Raw genomic sequence first — 17,218 nt, 5'->3', positions numbered from 1 at the left:
GTTTGAGCGACGTCGACCTGGGCCGGGCCGTCTCTCATGCCTTGCGCCACGAGCCATGGCTCTATGAGCTGGAGTTGGACGAGGAGGGCTGGGCTCCGGTCGACCAACTGATTGCTGCACTGCGCGAGAAGGACGGCGACTGGGAGGCCGTCGACCGCGCGGCCTTGGAGCGGATGATTGCAACAGGGGCCAAGCGCCGTCACGAGTTTGACGGCGACCGCATCCGGGCGCTCTACGGTCACTCGGTACCCGGACGCATCCATTGCCGTCAGGCGACGCCGCCCGCGCGACTGTTCCACGAGACGGCGCCGGAGACCTGGGTCGAGATCCAGGCTCACGGGCTGTTGCCGATGGGGCGCCAGTTCGTGCACCTGTCCGTTGACCGCGAGACCGCCACATCGGTCGGCAGGCGCAAGAGCCCTGATCCGACCATCCTGGCGATCGACGCGCGTGCAGCAGCGTCGGCCGGGACGGCGTTCTATGAAGGCAACGAGCTCGTGTGGCTCGCCGACTGCATCCCGGCTCGATTCATCGCGCCCGAGGAGTAATCAGCTGGTCTGGGCGAGTCGGCGGGCCTGGTGGCGCAGGAGCGCGCCTTCGATGAGGGCGCGGATGCTGTTGCGTTCGTCGGGGTCGAGCTGGATGGGAGGCGCTCGGCCCGTCATGGACCCGCGCCAAGCACCGACGCGCCGGGGGCGCAACGATGAAGCTCGTTCGGTACGCCGACCACTTCCTCGTCCACGGAGCCCCCGCCGATGCCGAACCGCTGTTCGGCGAGGTCGCAGCGGTTCTAGAACCGGTTGGCTTGCGCCTATCGGAAGAGAAGACCCAACTGACCCACATCGATGACGGGTTCGACTTCCTCGGCTGGCGCATCCAGCGCCGAACACTGGCAAGGACCTGGCGGCGTCAGGAGAACGGTTTACACCTATCCATCGAAGCGCTCGCTGGCTTCGATCAAGGCCAAGATCAGACTCCTGACCCGCCGAGCAGCCCACCGCACGCTCGCAGACCTCCTGCGCCGCCTCAACCCGACGATCAGGGGCTGGTGCAACTACTTCCAGCACGGGTATCCAAGCGGACCTTCTCCTACGTCGATCACTTCGCCTTCTGGCGGATCGTCGGCTGGCTGAAGAAGCGCCACCCCAAGCTGAACACGCACACCGTGGTCCGCCGCCACCGGGGCGCTTCAGACTGTTAGATCGAGGGCATGCGCTGCTTGACAGGTTTCGAGTGCTGGGAGGTTCCGGTGTCACCTATCCCGGAGACTCCGTCGAGGCTCAGCCAGGGGACTCGCCGCAAGTACTCTGAGGTCATGACAGCTCTTGGAGACCGTCGAGGCGGACTCTGGCCAGAACGAGGTCGACGCAGCCTGGGACCTCGAGACTGCGAAGCGGATCGACGACATCCGCAGCGGCAAGGTCGCGATGATGACCTGGGATGAGATGAAGGCCGAACTGGAGGCCGACCGCGTAGCGAGACGCGGGTGACGCTCGAGCACTTCCGTCGGCGCTTTCACGCGAGCGTCAGCCCAACTGGCCCAGCTCAGCGAAGAGCGCCTGGTTCAGCGAGAAGGCGGCCCGGACCTCGTCGACCACAGTGTCCCGCTCAGTCGGAGCGAGCGGAAGGGCGTCGAGGCGGGCGCGGTAGGCGTCCTTGTAGGGCTTCGGCTTCGGGATCGCTGGGAAGTTGTAGAACGCGACACCGTCGCCAGCGAGACCGAACTCGCGGGTGAGCATCCGGCCGACCACCTGGCCGCCGGACAGATCACCGAGGTAGCGGGTGTAGTGGTGGGCAACGTAGCCGCCTCCTGCGGCCAGGTCGACACTGGCGCGCACTCGCGCCGCATAGGCGGCTGCCGCCGGCGAGTCCACCTCCCGGGCACCCCCCGGTGACCAATAGTCGAGGTCGGCGTCGATGGCGGCGAGCCGGTCCAGGGCTGGGTCGAGGACCGCGGCAACGGCCGGCAGGTCCCGGTGTGCCTGCCCAACCGACTCCAAGGCGGCGTACACCTCACGCAGTCGGAGCAGGTAGGCGGCGTACCCCTCAGCCCCGACCTCACCCGCCACCAGGCGAGTCATGAACGGAGAGTCCTCGGCGGCCTGATGCTCCAGACGAGACCCCTCCCGCAGGGCAACCGACAGTGGCCGGTCGATCGGCAGCGACCCAACTCGATCTCCAGCGGCCCGATCGGCGGCAGCCTGATCGACGGTGACCTGATTCGCGGTGGTCATGGCATAGCTCCCAGCATGGTGTGGACGAGTGGCGGTCTGCCGCGAGGTCGTCATTTTATCGACATCTTGTCAACATCATACTGACAAGGCGTCACTACGTGGACTCGGTGACCAAGGTACACCTAAATAAGGTTAGCCTTACCTGAAACCTCCCCACACCAGAAGGTCCTCCCCGTGTCTCAGCACGCCCGCGCCGCGCGGCTGCTCGCCTCCGGCCTGCTCGCGCTCGCCCTCGGCGCCTGCGGCCTGAGCGGACCGGACTCGAGCCAGGAGGTCAGCAGCGCCGGCAGCCGGACCAGCGCGGCCCCCGAGTTGGCGGCGACGACTCCACTGACGGACCCGCGCGACTGGACCGGCCCGACGAGTGCGGTCGTCGAAGACCCCGAGGTGCACCCGGTCGCCGACGACCCGAGTCCGCATCTCCCGGTCACCGTCACCGATGCCCAGGGCACCGAGGTCACCATCACGGACACCAGCAGGATCCTGGCTCTCGACATCTACGGCACTCTGTCGCGGACCGTGTTCGAGTTAGGCCTCGGTGATCGCGTGGTCGGTCGGGACATCTCCACCCAGTTCGCCGAGGCCAAGGACCTCCCGCTGGTGACCCGTGGCGGCCACGACCTGAACGCCGAGGCGATCTTGGCGCTCGACCCGACGGTGATCCTCACCGACACCTCCCTCGGCCCCTGGGACGTGGTGCTGCAGATGCGCGACGCCGGCATCCCTGTCGTCGTGCTCGACTCCCACCGCGGGCTGGACAACGTCGGCTCCCTGACCCGGTCCGTCGCCGAGGCGCTTGGTGTCCCTCAGGCCGGCCGCAAGCTGGCCCAGCGCACCGAGACCGAGGTCGACGACGTTCGACAGCAGATCGACAAGGTCGCACCCCGATCATTGGCCGACAAGCTCCGCACGGTCTTCCTCTACGTCCGCGGCAAGAGCGGCATCTACTACATGTTCGGCGAGGGCTCGGGCGCGGACTCGCTGATCAACGCCCTCGGCGCCTACGACGTCGCCGACGAGATCGACTGGTCGGGCATGCGCCCGATCACCGACGAGGGCATCATCGCCGCCCAGCCCGACGTCGTGCTGATGATGACGGATGGGTTGAAGTCCGCGGGCGGCGTGGACGGGCTGCTCGAGCGACTGCCCGCGCTCGCCCAGACTCCGGCTGGGGAGAATCGCCGCTTCGTCGACATGAGCGACAGCGAGATCCTCGGCTACGGCCCGCTGACCGCCCAGGTGCTCAACGCGCTGGCCGTGGCGATCTACGCGCCCGAGGCGGTCTCATGACCGCCGTCGCCAGCCAGGCGCTGGCCGTTGGCACCACCCGAGGCCGGGTCGGCGCCACCCTCTTGCTCAGTGGCCTGACCATCGCACTGCTGGTCGCGGTCGTGATCTCGGCCGGGCACGGCCAGCTCGCCATCCCACCGGCCGAGGTGCTCGGGTCGGTGCTGCACCGGCTCGGTCTCGATGTCGGGCCGCTGCCCGCCCACCCGCAGGGCGACAACACGCTCTGGGAGGTGCGCTTCCCCCGGGTCACCATGGGTGCGCTGGTGGGGGCATCCCTGGCCACCGCAGGCGCGCTGATGCAGGGCATCTTCGGCAATCCACTCGCCGAGCCCGGCGTGGTCGGCGTCTCCTCCGGTGCTGCGGTCGCCGCCGGCGCGGTCATCGTCTTCGACGTCGCGTTCGTCGGCACCTGGACGGCACCGGTGGCCGCCTTCCTCGGTGGGTTGGCCACCACGCTGCTGGTCTATGTGCTCTCCCGCGACGCCGGCCGCACGGAGGTCGTCACCCTGGTGCTGACCGGCGTCGCCCTCAACGCGATGACCAGTGCCGGGCTCGCGTTCTTGATGTTCCTCGGCGACACCCAGGCGCGCGAGGAGATCGTCTTCTGGACGCTCGGCAGCCTCAACGGGTCGCGCTGGGAGTACGTCGCGGTGGTCGCGCCGCTCGCCTTGGGCGGCATCCTGCTCGCCGGCCTGCTCGCCCGCAAGCTCGATCTGCTGGCTCTCGGCGACCGTGCCGCCCGGCACGTGGGTGTCGACGTGGAGCGGCTCAGGCTGACCGCCATCGTGCTGGTCGCCGTGCTCACCGCGGCGGCAGTCTCGTTCTGCGGCGTGATCGCCTTCGTCGGCCTGGTGGTGCCGCACCTGATCCGGATGGTTGCCGGACCAGGGCACCGACTGCTGGTTCCCGCCAGCGCGCTGGGTGGCGCCCTGCTGGTGGTGCTGGCCGATCTCTGGGCGCGCACCGCGGTCGCGTACGCCGACCTGCCGATCGGCATGCTCACCTCCCTGGTGGGTGGACCGTTCTTCTTCTGGCTGCTGCGGCGTGCCCGCCGTACGGCTGGAGGCTGGGCATGAGCGCGCCACACGCTCCCGGATCGGGCGCCCACCTGGTGGCCCGGTCGGTACGCGTCCAGATCGACGGGACGGAGATCCTCAGCGGCGTCGACCTGGATGTCCGCGCCGGCGAGGTGGTCGCACTGGTCGGACCCAACGGCGCCGGCAAGTCGACGCTGCTGGCCACGCTCGCCGGCGACATCGCTCCGACGTGCGGCACCGTCGAGCTCGACGGACGCCCGGTCCATGACTGGGCAGTCCGCGCCTTGGCGCGCGAGCGCGCGGTCCTGCTCCAGAAGCAGGGACTGGCCTTCGGCTTCCACGTCGAGGATGTCGTGCGGATGGGCCGCGCACCCTGGCATCGCACACCGCGCCAGGACGCCGATGACGAGGTCGTCACCGCCGCCTTGCTGCGCGCTGACGTCGCATCGCTGGCCGAACGCCTCTTTCCGACGCTGTCCGGCGGTGAGCAGGCGCGCGCGTCGTTCGCCCGGATCCTCGCCCAAGAGACTCCCGTTCTGCTCTTGGACGAGCCCACCGCAGCCCTGGACATCCGCCACCAGGAGGCACTGCTCACCGCGTGCCGCGAGCTGGCCGACACCGGCTGCGCCGTCGTGGTCGTGCTGCACGACCTGACCCTCGCGGCGGCGTACTCCCACCGGATCTGCCTGCTCGCCTCGGGTCGAGTGCGCGCCGACGGTCCACCGGCGACGGTGCTGACCGCAGCCCTGCTGAGCGAGGTCTACGAGCATCCGGTCGAGGTCCTCGACCATCCCCACGGCCCCGTGGTCGTGCCGGTCCGACACGACCATCTGTCCGCAGCGCCTCGATCGCTCCGGGCCGAGGAGGTCTCATGATTCACCGTGCGATTCCCCGTGCGATTCCCCGGGCGATGCTCATCCTCGCGCTGCTCGCAGGCACCGTCTTAGGCAGCATCGGAGCGGGCAGTCCGGCTCAGGCCGCCTCGCGGGTCAGTGTGGCGGGCACGGTCAGCGCGACTTCCGCGACGCAGCTGCGGGTGAGCGGGAGTGGCTTCCAGTCGATCAAGAACGGTCACGGCGGGATCTACGTGCTGTTCGGCACGGTCCGAGGAGGCTGGAAGCCCAGCCGGGGCGGTGCGGTCGGTCGCGACTACTTCTACGTCCCCGACAGCGAGACGGGGAACAACCAGGGCTACCAGAAGTACGTCGCCTTCCCCGGCTCGGACACCGCCAGCTCGGCCAACGGAGGCGTGATGTCCGGCGCGGGCGGCTGGTCGACGACTCTCAACGTGCCGGGGCCGACCTTCCGGGCCTACGACCGCGACGGGAACGTCAAGACCATCGACTGTCGCAAGGTCACCTGCGGGGTCATCACCATCGGCGCGCACGGGGTGGTCAACTCTCGCAACGAGACGTTCACCCCCGTCTCGGTGTCGGCGACGTCGACGACTCCGTCGTCCTCACCGTCGGGCTCCCCCACCGCCGACGACGGCGCCTCGGGAGAAGCCGACCAGGGCAGCTCGACGGCTCCCACCGGCAAGCCCAGCTTCGAGATCGACCGCGCCTCCGCTGTCGCCGGGCGGGTGCTGGCGTTCGCCGGGTCCGGACTCCCGGCTCGCAGTCAGGTCTCGGCCGTCCTCGACGACGGTGTCACCGCCGCCGGGCCGTTCCTGGTCGGTGACGACGGCCGGCTCACGGGAGTGATCTCACTGCCGGCCGACCTGGATCGAGGCACCCACGAGTTGCGGCTCTATGGCATCGAGAAGCCGCCGTCGGTCAGGTTCGCCGTGGCGGCCGCCACCGAGCCGGTCCAGGCAGCGGACCCGACCGAGGTTGCCGCCAGCACGAGCACCAGCGACCGAGCGGCCATCCTCTTCGCGGTCGGCGCCGGCCTGGTCCTCGCCCTCGCGTTGGCGCGGCTGTTGCTCCTGCGACGTCGGAGGTCCAGCGATGGCCACTGATCCCCGCCGCCACCTGCGGCAGGCGCTGGCAGCCCTAGCCGCCGTGGCCGGCGCCACCGCGCTGGTCGTCGGCGGCGCGCTGACCGTCTCGGTCGAAGCAGCCGATCCCGCCCCCGCCGCTGCGGACGATTCCACCAGCACCGCAGCCAGCACCCCGACCGCGACGGAGTCGACCCCGCCCGCCGAGACCTCCGATCCCACAACCACGCCGACCAGCGACCCGACGGACTCGGCCAGCCCGACCGCGCCGACGACCTCACCCACGACTGAGCCGAGCAGCGAGCCCAGCACTGATCCGACCACCGGTCCCACCGAGGTGGACGACGCCGTGCTGCGGTGGGGGATCAACAACGAGTCGAACAATCGAGCGTTCGCTCCCGACACCTTCAACTTCTTCTCCGCGGGCAAGATCCCCGACCCCGGCCAGGGCGGCACCACCATCGAGCGGTCAGACTGGCACGCCCGATCCGGTCAGGTCGAGATCCAGAAGTGGAACGGATCCAGCTGGCGCCGAGCGACCTGGGGCGGGCTGAGCACCGACAGCACCGGAGCGCCGTTGGGTGCACCCACTGCCGGCACGTTCAGCAACCACCAGTTCGTCTTCTCCGGCGGCGCCGGGACCGTCGACCCGACCGCCGGCACCGCCCACGTGACCTGGGCCGGCGACGTCACGGTCCTCTACTACTCCGGCATGTCCTTCTTCTACATCTCCAACCCGGTCCTCGACATCGCCGACGGACACGGCCAGCTGACCGGCACCGTCAGCGGCTTCGCCTCCTCGGTGGAGGACACCAGCATCTGGGCCCCGGTCCCGCCGGCGACCGTCGTCCTCGCCGATCTGCCGAAGGTAGACCTCGGCGACGACACCGGGCTCTCCGCAGACCCCGCCTACCTCGGCGTGAGGATCAGCGGTCTGCCCCAGGTGACCACTGGCGCCTCGTGGGGCGCGTTCCCGAAGACCTTCGTCGCCTTCATGGACAAGCTGGGCACGGCCGCCTTCTGGTTCTCCAGCGGCGCTTCGACCGACGCCTTCAAGGTGCCGCTGCCGATCACCGTGGGCTGGGACGGCTCACCCAGCGAGCTGCCACCCTCCACCGCGCCGACCACTCCGCCGATCGAGCAGCCCACGCCGCCCACCGCCAAACAGCCACCGCCCCCAGCGGAAGCCGCGCCGCCAGGGGACGCACTCGCCCCGGCGCCGCAACCCGCGGCCGCTGCACCGGCTCTCGCCCTCCCGGGTCGTCCGGACACCGCAGCAGTCGTCTCGCCGACGGTCGTCCAGGTCGCGAGCACTACCCAGACCCATCCGGGCTGGTGGATCGGGGGCGGGTTCCTGCTCTCGGCCGCTGCCCTCCTCCTGGTGCCCGGGGCCTCTCGGGCACGCACCACCGCATGACCCACGAGCACCACCTCCCCACGAAAGGAACCCAGCATGTCCACACTGACCGACGGCACACGCCGCCGCACGACCCGGAGCCTCTCCGGGCTCGTCGCAGCGGCGGTGGTCGCCACCGGAGTGGCTTTCACTCCGGCCGCTCCCGCCTCCGCGGCGCCGGCCACGGGCGAACTGAAGTGGAAGATCTCCCAGCAGTTCGTCACCTCGATGCCAGTGCACACCTTCACCGACGGCGCGAGTCAGGACACCGACGGGGTCGTCAGCTTCCCTGACGCCGCCGGGTCCTACGACACCGGCAGCGGCGACGCGACGGTGTCCTACTCCGGCTCCGTCACAGGCACGTTCGTGAATGGCGACACCGAGTACTACCACGTCACCATCGCCGACCCGACCGTGACCGTCGACGCCGACGGCAGCGGCGAGATCAGTGCCGTTGTGTCGGCTGCGAACGTCGCGTTCGGCCCTAACGCCGCCGCCAGCACCGATCCGGCGCGGGTCGTGGTGACGACCTTCGCCGACGGATCGTTCTCCAGCGACACGGGCACGCGCAGCTTGGCCGCCACCCCCGACTGGGGCGGCGTCCTCCCGGCCAACAGCGCGACCGCTACCGACCTGGGCATCGCTGCGGATCGACCCGTCGAGGGTCAGGCCTTCGCACCAACGTTCCTCGCTCAGGTCACCCCAGGCGTCCGGGCACACTTCTACGCCAGCGGAGCAGCCAGTGACGCCAACAAGGCCCCGGCTCCGTTCGTTGCCGCCGCGAACCCGACCGTCGACATCACGACCCTGTCGGTGAGCTATCGCGGCGGAGTAAGCCTGAAGGTCGCCGGTGAGAACTTCTCCGGAGTCACCGAGCCCGGCGACGACGGCGTCTACGTCGGCGTAGCACCGGCCGGCGGGCTGCCCGATGTCTCCTCCCCTGACGGCATGGAGGCGTTTGCCGGCGCTGCCTGGGTGCCCGCGGCCGCGATCACCGACGGCACGTTCACCACCACTCTGAACCTGCCGACCGACAAGCTGGACCAGAAGACGTCGTACTCGCTGTACACCTGGCAGGCGCACACCCACTCCAACCCCTCCCAGGACACCGAGACAGCGGTGAGCATCGACTGGGACAAGCTGCGCGGACCAGCCGAGGTGAAGGCCAAGGTCACCAAGGCGCCCCATCCCACCAAGAAGGGCAAGCTCAAGGCGACCGTGGCAAACCCGAACGGCAAGACCAAGCCGACCGGCAAGGTCGAGGTGGACGTGCTCCGCAAGGGCCACGTCGTCAAGCGGCTGAAGGCCAAGAAGCTCACCGCCGGCAAGGTGACCTTCACGCTGCCGAAGCTGGCCACCGGGAAGGTCCAGTTCAGGGTGGTCTATCTCGGCTCGAAGACCTTCAAGCCGGCGAACACGACCATCTCGCACAAGGTCACGCGCCGGTAGGTCACTCGGCGGTAGCACCACCTGGCCGCCACGGCGCGGGGGCTCGGGCCCTCGCGCCAGCGGTCAGCGGTCAGCGGTCAGCGACCGTCGGTGACACCGACGGCTCGGAGCACGAACGCCTGGATCTCCCGGGCCGGGAGGTGACGGGGGCCGAGGCAGGCGTGGATCAAGGACACCGTGGCGTCCAAATCGTCGACCATCAGCACTCCGGCGTCCCGGCCCTCGGTGAGCAGACCGCGGAGGACACCCTCCACGTCGAGCACATGGTCCCGGATGGCGATCCGGCCGGCCGGGGAGAGGGCGCCGTACAGCTGGGTGCCGAGGCCCATATGGAACCGCTCGCCGGCCTGCAGCTGGTAGCCGACGTAGACCCGCAGCCGCTCCACGACGTCGTCGGCCGCCTCCAACTCGGCCCGGAGCTCGTCGAGGTAGCGGGCCGTCTCCTCGGTGGCGAAGCCGACGGCGACCGCCTCCTTGTCGTGGAAGTGGTGGTAGATCGCGGTGCGCCCGATCCCGGCTCGCTGCGCGATCTGCGCCATCGACACCGCGTCGTAGCTCCGCTCGGCGACCAGCTCGGCGAACGCCTCGAAGACGCGCCGGTGCACCAGTTCGCGGTGTTCCGCGAGGGAACCGGCAGCGATCCTGGGCACCAGCGTCCTCTCTGTCTGGCCGACAGCCGCGGGCGGGCGCGACGGTCCGTCGCCCATGGTCCCACACGGAGGGCCCGGGGACAGGTGCACCGATTGGCCCGAAACGGCAGTCCTCGCCTCGGCTACTGGTGTGTACGGACGGCATATGTGACCTACGCACCAGTAGCCCGGTTCACGGCCCCGTCACAGCTGCCCCACCGACAGCCCGCAACCGGAGAGGTTGCATCCGACTTCGTCAAGAGACTCGATCTGGTCGACGAACCCAGAGAGGCTTCTCAGTCCAGGGCCGCGTTGTAGCGGCCGAGCGCGGAGACGAACTCCTCCAGCTGCTCGTCGGACCAGTCACCCAGCCCTGCATCGAGCCACCGGCGCCGCTCCGCCCTGACGGCCTCCAGTCGGCTCACTGCATGGGGAGTCGGACCGACCAGGAAAGCGCGGCCGTCGTCGGGGTCGGGGTGCCGCTCGACGAGGTCAAGACCCTCCAGATGACGGAGGTGCCGGCTGATGGCGCCCTTGTCGATGGCGAACCGATCGACCAAGGTGGTCGCTCGCACCGGCCCTTTCTCGGCCACGAAGGCCAACACCAGGTACGACGCGGGCGCCAGGTCGGGATCCACGCTCTGGGCCCGCTGACCGATCACTCGCTTGACCCGACGGATCAGCACGCCGACCTCGGATTCGAGCGTGGTCAGCAGGTCGGCACGGACGGCACCGACCTTCGTCGCCGGGTCCGTTGCCGCGTTCATCACCGGGCACCACCGGGCTGGTCGACGCCGAGCTCGGCGGCCACCTCCGGGTTGAGCTCCTCCGCGTGCAGGATCGTGGTCCGGAGCGGAACCTCACGGATGAACAGCACGCACACCAGCGCGGCCACCGCAAACGGCGCGGCCACCAAGAACAGGTGTCGGGTCGCCTGCCCGAAGGCGTGCTCGAAGAGTTCCCGCACCGGCTCGGGCAGCGTGCCGAGGTCGGGGATGGAGTGGCTCTCCGCGCCGTCCTCGACGGTGATGCCCATCGCCGTCAGCCCCTTGGTCACCGTCTCGGCCACCTGATGACTGAGCACGGCACCGAGCGCCGAGACACCGATCGATCCACCGATCGACCGGAAGAAGGTGACCACCGAGCTCGCCGCCCCGAGATCTGCCTGCGGGGTGTTGTTCTGCACGGCGAGGACGAGGTTCTGCATCGTCGCGCCGAGCCCGAGCCCGAGGAGGGCCATGAAGATGCCGACGAAGACGAGTGAGGTGTGCTCGTCGATGGTCGCGAGCAGCGAGATGCCGACGATGACCAGGACCATGCCGCCCACCAGCCACGGCTTCCACCGACCGACCTTGGTGATCATCCGGCCCGAGACGATGCTGGAGACGAGCAGCCCGCCGACCATGCAGATCGACATCAACCCAGCCCGGGTTGGGGACATGCCCCGGGACAGCTGGAAGTACTGGCTCAGGTAGACCGTGGAGCCGAACATGGCGACCCCGATCAGGATCGAGGCAGCCGTGGACAGACTGGTGGTCCGGTCGCGGAAGAGCCGCATCGGGATGATCGGCTCGCGGGCGACCTTCACCTCGACAAACACGGCGGCCGCGAGGACCAGGATCCCGGAGAAAACCAGGCCGTAGCTGACACCGGAGGTCCACGCGAACTGGTTGCCCGCCAGCGAGACCCAGACGAGCAGAATGCTCACGCCACCGACGATCAAGGTGGCGCCGAGGTAGTCGATGTGCACCTCGCGGCGTGCGACGGGCAGGTGCAGCGTCTTCTGCAGCACCACAAAGGCGAGCAGCGCGAAGGGCAGGCCGACGTAGAAGCACCACCGCCAACCGACGGTGTCCACCAGCAGACCACCGATGAGCGGACCGGACACGGTCGCGAGCGCGAACGTCGCGCCGGTGTAGCCGTTGTAGCGGCCACGCTCGCGGGGCGGAACCATGCTCGCGATGACGACCTGGACCAAGGCGGTCAGGCCACCGACACCGAGACCCTGCACGGCGCGGGCGGTGATCAAGACCTCCATGCTCGGCGCCGTGGCCGCGATCAGGGAGCCGACCGAGTAGATCACCAGCGCGACCTGCACCAGCAGCTTCTTGGACAACAGGTCCGCCAGCTTGCCCCAGATCGGCGTGGTCGCCGTCATGGTCAACAACGTCGCCACGACCACCCAGGTATACCCGGTCTGGCTGCCCTGGAGATCTGCGACGATCTTCGGCAGCGCGTTGGACACCACGGTGCTCGACAGCATGGCGACGAACATCGCCAGCAGCAGGCCGGTCATGGCCTCGAGCACTTCGCGGTGGGTCATCTGGCCGGACGCCTCTGGGGGCGCGTCGGTCGTTCCGATGGGTTGGGCCTGGGTCACGGGGTCTCGCTTCACGCTGAAGATAATGTTGTCGTGGTCAACAATATTCCCGAATCGTTGACCAGGGCAACTTTTAACCGGATTGGTGTGCGCGGCTCGTCGACGGCCCAGCGTCACCACCTGTCAGCGCTCGACCCCACCGACGATCGAGCCCGGGCATGCAGCGACCCGCGGGCGTGGTCTCGTTGGGAGACCGCTCCGGGGGGACGTGCCCCGGATCGCCCGCGGGTCGGGTGACTGCTTCGGGATTCGCCAGCAGCGCCGCACGGCGCTGTGGCCGGTCGCTGCTAGCGGGCAGCCACCTCACGCGTCCTTGAAGATTCCATCTGTTGGACCACCTCCCTTCCCGTGTCCGACCACCGTAGGTCCCCGGGCGTTCCGCATCAACCAGTTTCCCTCCTCGAGGGCGCTTGAGGATCAGCCGACCTCGACGGCAGCGAACTGGGACTCGTAGAGCCGGGCATAGGCGCCACCAGCGGCCACCAGCTCCTCGTGGGTGCCCTGTTCGACGATCGCCCCGTCCTCCATCACCAAGATCAGGTCGGCGTCGCGGATCGTGGAGAGCCGGTGGGCGATCACGAAGGAGGTGCGGTCGGTGCGTAGCGCCGCCATGGCGTGCTGGAGGAGCAGCTCGGTGCGGGTGTCCACCGAGGAGGTTGCCTCGTCGAGGATTAGCAACGCCGGCTCGGCCAGGAAGGCGCGGGCGATGGTGACCAGCTGACGCTCGCCGGCCGAGAGGCTGGAGCCCTCGTCGTCGATCACCGTGTCGTAGCCATCGGGCAGCGCATGCACGAACCGATCGACATAGGTGGCCCGCGCGGCCTCGAGGATCTCCTCCTCGGTCGCGCCAGGGCGGCCGTAGGCGATGTTGTCGCGGATCGTCCCGGTGAACAGCCAGGTGTCCTGCAGCACCATGCCGGTCTGCTCGCGCAGCACCGAGCGTGGCAGGTCGGCGATGTCGACGCCGTCGAGGGTGATCCGTCCTGCGTCGACCTCGTAGAAGCGCATGATCAGGTTGACCAGGGTCGTCTTGCCGGCGCCGGTCGGCCCCACAATGGCGATGGTGTGGCCGGGCTCGGCGACCAGGGACAGGTCCTCGATCAGCGGGCGGTCGGGGTCGTAGGAGAAGGAGACATGCTCGAAGCGGACCTCGCCACGCGCCTCCGGCGGCAGCGCCTTCGCGGGCGTCCGGTCGGGCTCCTCCTCACGAGCGTCGAGAAGCTCGAAGACCCGCTCGGCCGACGCCACGCCCGACTGCAGCAGATTCATCATCGAGGCAACCTGGGACAGCGGCTGGCTGAACTGCCGGGTGTACTGGATGAACGCCTGCACGTCACCCAGGCTCATCGCGCCGCTGGCGACGCGCATGCCGCCGAGCACGGCGATCACCACGTAGTTGAGGTTCCCGATGAACATCATGATCGGCATGATCAGCCCGGAGACGAACTGCGCACCGAACGAGGCGCGGTAGAGCTGCTCGTTCTCCTCGCCGAAGATGCGCTCCGCCTCGGCCTGCCGACCGAACACCTTGACCAGGTGATGGCCGGAGAAGGTCTCCTCGATGTGGCCGTTGAGGACGCCGGTACGACGCCACTGGGCGACGAAGAGCCCCTGCGAGCGTTTCATCACCGTCCCTGCGGCGATCATCGTCACCGGGACGACGATCAGCGCGACCAGCGCGAGGGTCGGGCTGATCCAGAACATCATCACCAGCACCGCGACCACGGTCAGCAGCGAGGTGAGCAGCTGGCTCATCGTCTGCTGCAGGGTCTGGCTGATGTTGTCGATGTCGTTGGTGACGCGCGAGAGGAGCTCGCCGCGAGGCTGCTTGTCGAAGAAGCCGAGCGGCAACCGGTTGATCTTGTCCTCGACGTCGGAGCGCATCGCGTAGATCGTGCTCTGCACGACGTCGTTGAGCAGATAGCCCTGCAGCCACCCCAGCAGCGCGCCACCGACATAGATGCCTAGCACCAGCAAGAGCACGTGCCCGACGGCGCCGAAGTCGACGCCCTGACCGACCACGACGTCCATGCCCGCCACCATGTCGGCGATCTGGTCGTGGCCCGCATGCCGCAGCATCTGCACGACCTGGGCCTGGCTGGTGCCCGCGGGGATGCCGCTTTCGGCCAGCTTGCTGCCCATCAGGCCGTTGAAGATGAGGTCGGTCGCGCGACCGAGCACCTTGGGTCCGATCGAGAACAGCACGACGGAGCAGATTGCCAGCAGCACGACCAGGGTCGCCTTGACCTTCTGCGGCGCCATCCGGCGGACCAGTCGTTTGGCGGAGGGGCCGAAGGTCATCGCCTTCTGACCGACCATGCCGCCGCCCATCGGCCCGTGACCGGGCCCGCCGCGCATGCCGCGTGAGTCGATCCGCTCGGTCTGCTTCAGGGTCTCGCCGTTGCGGTCACTCACGCCGCCTCCTCCGCGGTGAGCTGGGACGCGACGATCTCCTGGTAGGTCGGGTTGTCGACCAGCAGCTCCTCGTGAGAACCGATACCGACCACCCGGCCGGCATCGAGCACGATGATCCGGTCGGCGTCGCGGATCGTCGAGACCCGCTGGGCGACGATGAGGACTGTGGCCTCCCGAGTCACTGGCCGGAGCGCCGCTCGCAGTCGCGCATCGGTCGCCAGGTCGAGGGCGGAGAAGGCGTCGTCGAACAGGTAGATCTCCGGACGACGTACGACGGCGCGCGCGATGGCCAGCCGCTGCCGCTGACCGCCGGAGAAGTTGGTGCCCGCCTGTGCGACCGGGGCGTCGAGCCCCTCCGGCAGCGACTCCACGAACTCCTTCGCCTGGGCGATCTCGAGGGCCTGCCAGATCTCGTCGTCGGTGGCATCGGCCTTGCCGTGCTGGATGTTGCTGCGCACGGTGCCGGAGAACAGGAACGCTCGCTGCGGGACCAGCCCGATCGTCGACCAGAGCAGCTCGGGGTCCAGCCGACGGATGTCGACACCGTCCACCCGGACCTGCCCGGCGGTGGCGTCGAAGAGTCGCGGCACCAGGTTGACCAACGTGGTCTTGCCGGCGCCGGTGGAGCCGATCACCGCGACCGTCTCCCCGGGAGCGGCGGAGAAGCTGATGTCGTGCAGCACCGGCTCGTCGGCTCCGGGGTAGGCGAAGTCGACACCGTCCAGCTCGAGCTGCCCGTGCGCCGACAGCTCTCGGATCGGATTCGGATCGGCGACGACCGAGGTCTCGGTGTCGAGCACCTCCTGGATCCGGGCCGCGCCGACGGCCGCACGAGGGATCATGATCAACATGAAGGTCGACATCATCACCGCCATCAGGATCTGCATCAGATAGGTCAAGAAGGCGGTGAGCGCGCCGATCTCCATGTCGCCGTTGTCGACGCGGTGGCCACCGAACCACAGCACGGCGACGCTGGAGAGGTTGACCACGAACATCACCATCGGGAACATCACCGCCATCCACCGGCCGGTGTAGATCGCCACGTCGGTGAGGTCGGTGTTGGCCTTGGCGAACCGCTCGGTCTCCCGAGGCTCGCGAGTGAACGCGCGCACCACCCGCACGCCGGTGATCTGCTCGCGGAGCACTCGGTTCACCTCGTCGATGCGTGGCTGCATCTTGCGGAACCCAGGCACCATCCGGCTGACCACCAGGCCGACGCAAGCGACCAGGATCGGAATGATGACGGCCAGCAGCCAGGAGAGGCCGAAGTCCTCGCGCATCGCCATGAAGGTGGCGCCGACCAACATGATCGGTGCGGTGATCATCAGCGTGCAGGAGGTCAGCACGAGCATCTGCACCTGCTGGATGTCGTTGGTGGTACGGGTGATCAGGGACGGTGCGCCGAACTGTTGAAGCTCTCGCTGGGAGAACTCGCCGACACGATGGAACAGCCCGGAGCGCACGTCGCGGCCGAACGCCATCGCCGTCCTGGCACCGAAGTAGACCGCGCCGATCGAGCACATCACCTGGACCAAGGTGACGGCCAGCATGATGCCGCCGAGGCGCCAGATCTCGCCGGTGTCACCGCGCACGACACCGTCGTCGATGATGTCCGCGTTCAGACTCGGCAGGTAGAGCATCGCGATGGTCGCGATCAGCTGGAGGACGACGACTCCTGCCAGCAGGCTCCGATAGGGGCGCAGGTGGGTGCGAAGCAGCGTGAGCAGCATCAGCTCTCCTTCCGGGCGACGCCGTGGAGCACGGCCTCGGCGATCTGTTCGGGGGTCAGGCTCGCCTGACCGGTCATGCCAGGGTGCTGAGCGCCGTACACCAGGCTGCGCAGGACCAGCGCGGCCACGGCCGGCTCGACCCGGAGCTCGGTCGCGTGCTGCTCGAAGAGCAGGGTGAGGCGCCCCAGCAGCACCTCGTTCGCGCGCGTCAAGAAGCCGGGAGGTCCGGGCTTGTGGCGCTTGCTGTGCTTGATCGGGTCGGCCGCGACCACGGCTTGGCGCAGCGCGATGAAGACGGTGGCGGCTCGGTTGCTGGTCTCCTGCATCCGCTGGGCGACCAGTCGCACCTTGCCCGCGAGGTCCGGTGCTCCTGCGATCAACTCGGCAAACGCCGCGTCTCCCCCGGGCGGGTCCAAGACGTGCTGGGCGACCGCCGCGAGCAGTTGCACCTTGTCGTCGAAGGCCCGATAGATGGTCCCTTCGGCGACGCCGGCCGCCGCGGCGATCTCGCGAGTGGTCGGGACGGTCCCACTCTCCATCACCATGGGGGCCACGGTCGCGACGATCGCCTGTCGGCGCTCTTCCGGCTTCATCGGTTTGGCTCGGGGTGGCACGTTGACCCACTGTAAGTGAGTGAGCACTCACTCACAAGTGGTTTTTCGATCGACCCCGAGCGACTCGGCTCAGGGCGCGAGCGCCGGCGCGCTGCCCGCCGGTGA

16 protein-coding genes are annotated in these 17,218 nt (G+C 68.8%); 9 read left to right on the top strand and 7 right to left on the bottom strand.

What is annotated here, in order from left to right; translation table 11 throughout:
• The first annotated feature begins 2 nt into the window (after positions 1-2).
• The 3 genes from QM714_RS15980 (at position 3) to QM714_RS15970 (ending at position 1,490) form a co-directional block, all read left to right on the top strand.
• Complete coding sequence (locus tag QM714_RS15980; RefSeq protein ID WP_415102316.1) at positions 3-548, top strand: RNA 2'-phosphotransferase; 546 nt, start codon at positions 3-5, stop codon at positions 546-548.
• A 297-nt stretch (positions 549-845) separates the two neighbouring features.
• A complete protein-coding gene (locus QM714_RS15975) occupies positions 846-1,133 on the top strand; it encodes a group II intron maturase-specific domain-containing protein (protein ID WP_415102314.1) in 288 nt (95 codons plus the stop codon).
• A 192-nt stretch (positions 1,134-1,325) separates the two neighbouring features.
• On the top strand, positions 1,326-1,490 hold the full coding sequence (locus tag QM714_RS15970; protein ID WP_415102312.1) for an addiction module protein: 165 nt from the start codon (positions 1,326-1,328) through the stop codon (positions 1,488-1,490).
• 36 nt (positions 1,491-1,526) lie between these two features.
• Here the strand turns inward: QM714_RS15970 and QM714_RS15965 are convergent, their stop codons facing one another.
• Entirely contained in the window at positions 1,527-2,234 is a 708-nt protein-coding gene (locus QM714_RS15965; RefSeq protein ID WP_415102310.1) for a heme oxygenase (biliverdin-producing), read from the bottom strand.
• Positions 2,235-2,408: 174 nt separating this feature from the next.
• Here QM714_RS15965 and QM714_RS15960 point away from each other — a divergent pair, with 174 nt between their 5' ends.
• The 6 genes from QM714_RS15960 to QM714_RS15935 are packed head-to-tail and all read left to right on the top strand — an operon-like array spanning position 2,409 to position 9,345.
• Complete coding sequence (locus QM714_RS15960) at positions 2,409-3,524, top strand: heme/hemin ABC transporter substrate-binding protein (protein WP_415102308.1); 1,116 nt, start codon at positions 2,409-2,411, stop codon at positions 3,522-3,524.
• Positions 3,521-4,600: a FecCD family ABC transporter permease gene (locus QM714_RS15955; protein ID WP_415102306.1), complete on the top strand. Its 1,080-nt coding sequence runs from the start codon at positions 3,521-3,523 to the stop codon at positions 4,598-4,600. Before QM714_RS15960 ends, QM714_RS15955 begins: the two co-directional genes overlap by 4 nt.
• On the top strand, positions 4,597-5,436 hold the full coding sequence (locus QM714_RS15950) for a heme ABC transporter ATP-binding protein (protein ID WP_415102304.1): 840 nt from the start codon (positions 4,597-4,599) through the stop codon (positions 5,434-5,436). Before QM714_RS15955 ends, QM714_RS15950 begins: the two co-directional genes overlap by 4 nt.
• Positions 5,433-6,521: a hypothetical protein gene (locus tag QM714_RS15945; RefSeq protein WP_415102303.1), complete on the top strand. Its 1,089-nt coding sequence runs from the start codon at positions 5,433-5,435 to the stop codon at positions 6,519-6,521. Before QM714_RS15950 ends, QM714_RS15945 begins: the two co-directional genes overlap by 4 nt.
• Complete coding sequence (locus tag QM714_RS15940) at positions 6,511-7,917, top strand: hypothetical protein (RefSeq protein ID WP_415102301.1); 1,407 nt, start codon at positions 6,511-6,513, stop codon at positions 7,915-7,917. The genes QM714_RS15945 and QM714_RS15940 overlap by 11 nt, the downstream gene beginning before the upstream one ends.
• Positions 7,918-7,953: 36 nt before the next feature.
• On the top strand, positions 7,954-9,345 hold the full coding sequence (locus tag QM714_RS15935; protein ID WP_415102299.1) for an HtaA domain-containing protein: 1,392 nt from the start codon (positions 7,954-7,956) through the stop codon (positions 9,343-9,345).
• Positions 9,346-9,422: 77 nt separating this feature from the next.
• Here QM714_RS15935 and QM714_RS15930 read toward each other — a convergent pair whose 3' ends face one another.
• The 6 genes from QM714_RS15930 to QM714_RS15905 all read right to left on the bottom strand — a co-directional run bounded on the left by QM714_RS15930 (position 9,423) and on the right by QM714_RS15905 (position 17,113).
• On the bottom strand, positions 9,423-9,995 hold the full coding sequence (locus tag QM714_RS15930) for a TetR/AcrR family transcriptional regulator (RefSeq protein WP_415102297.1): 573 nt from the start codon (positions 9,993-9,995) through the stop codon (positions 9,423-9,425).
• Positions 9,996-10,270: 275 nt separating this feature from the next.
• Positions 10,271-10,741, bottom strand: a complete 471-nt coding sequence (locus tag QM714_RS15925; protein ID WP_415102295.1) for a MarR family winged helix-turn-helix transcriptional regulator — start codon at positions 10,739-10,741, stop codon at positions 10,271-10,273.
• The gene (locus QM714_RS15920) at positions 10,741-12,369 is read right to left on the bottom strand and encodes an MDR family MFS transporter (RefSeq protein WP_415102293.1); all 1,629 of its coding nucleotides are present in this window, start codon (positions 12,367-12,369) and stop codon (positions 10,741-10,743) included. Before QM714_RS15920 ends, QM714_RS15925 begins: the two co-directional genes overlap by 1 nt.
• A 402-nt stretch (positions 12,370-12,771) precedes the next feature.
• Complete coding sequence (locus QM714_RS15915) at positions 12,772-14,712, bottom strand: ABC transporter ATP-binding protein (RefSeq protein WP_415103049.1); 1,941 nt, start codon at positions 14,710-14,712, stop codon at positions 12,772-12,774.
• A 53-nt stretch (positions 14,713-14,765) separates the two neighbouring features.
• The gene (locus QM714_RS15910) at positions 14,766-16,499 is read right to left on the bottom strand and encodes an ABC transporter ATP-binding protein (RefSeq protein WP_415102291.1); all 1,734 of its coding nucleotides are present in this window, start codon (positions 16,497-16,499) and stop codon (positions 14,766-14,768) included.
• Positions 16,499-17,113, bottom strand: coding sequence for a TetR/AcrR family transcriptional regulator (locus QM714_RS15905; protein ID WP_415102289.1), 615 nt, complete (start codon positions 17,111-17,113; stop codon positions 16,499-16,501). The genes QM714_RS15910 and QM714_RS15905 overlap by 1 nt, the downstream gene beginning before the upstream one ends.
• Between the last annotated feature and the right edge of the window lie 105 nt (positions 17,114-17,218).

Source organism: Nocardioides sp. (assembly GCF_047602075.1).
Lineage (GTDB): Bacteria > Actinomycetota > Actinomycetes > Propionibacteriales > Nocardioidaceae > Nocardioides.
This window is presented reverse-complemented; position numbering and strand designations above follow the sequence as displayed.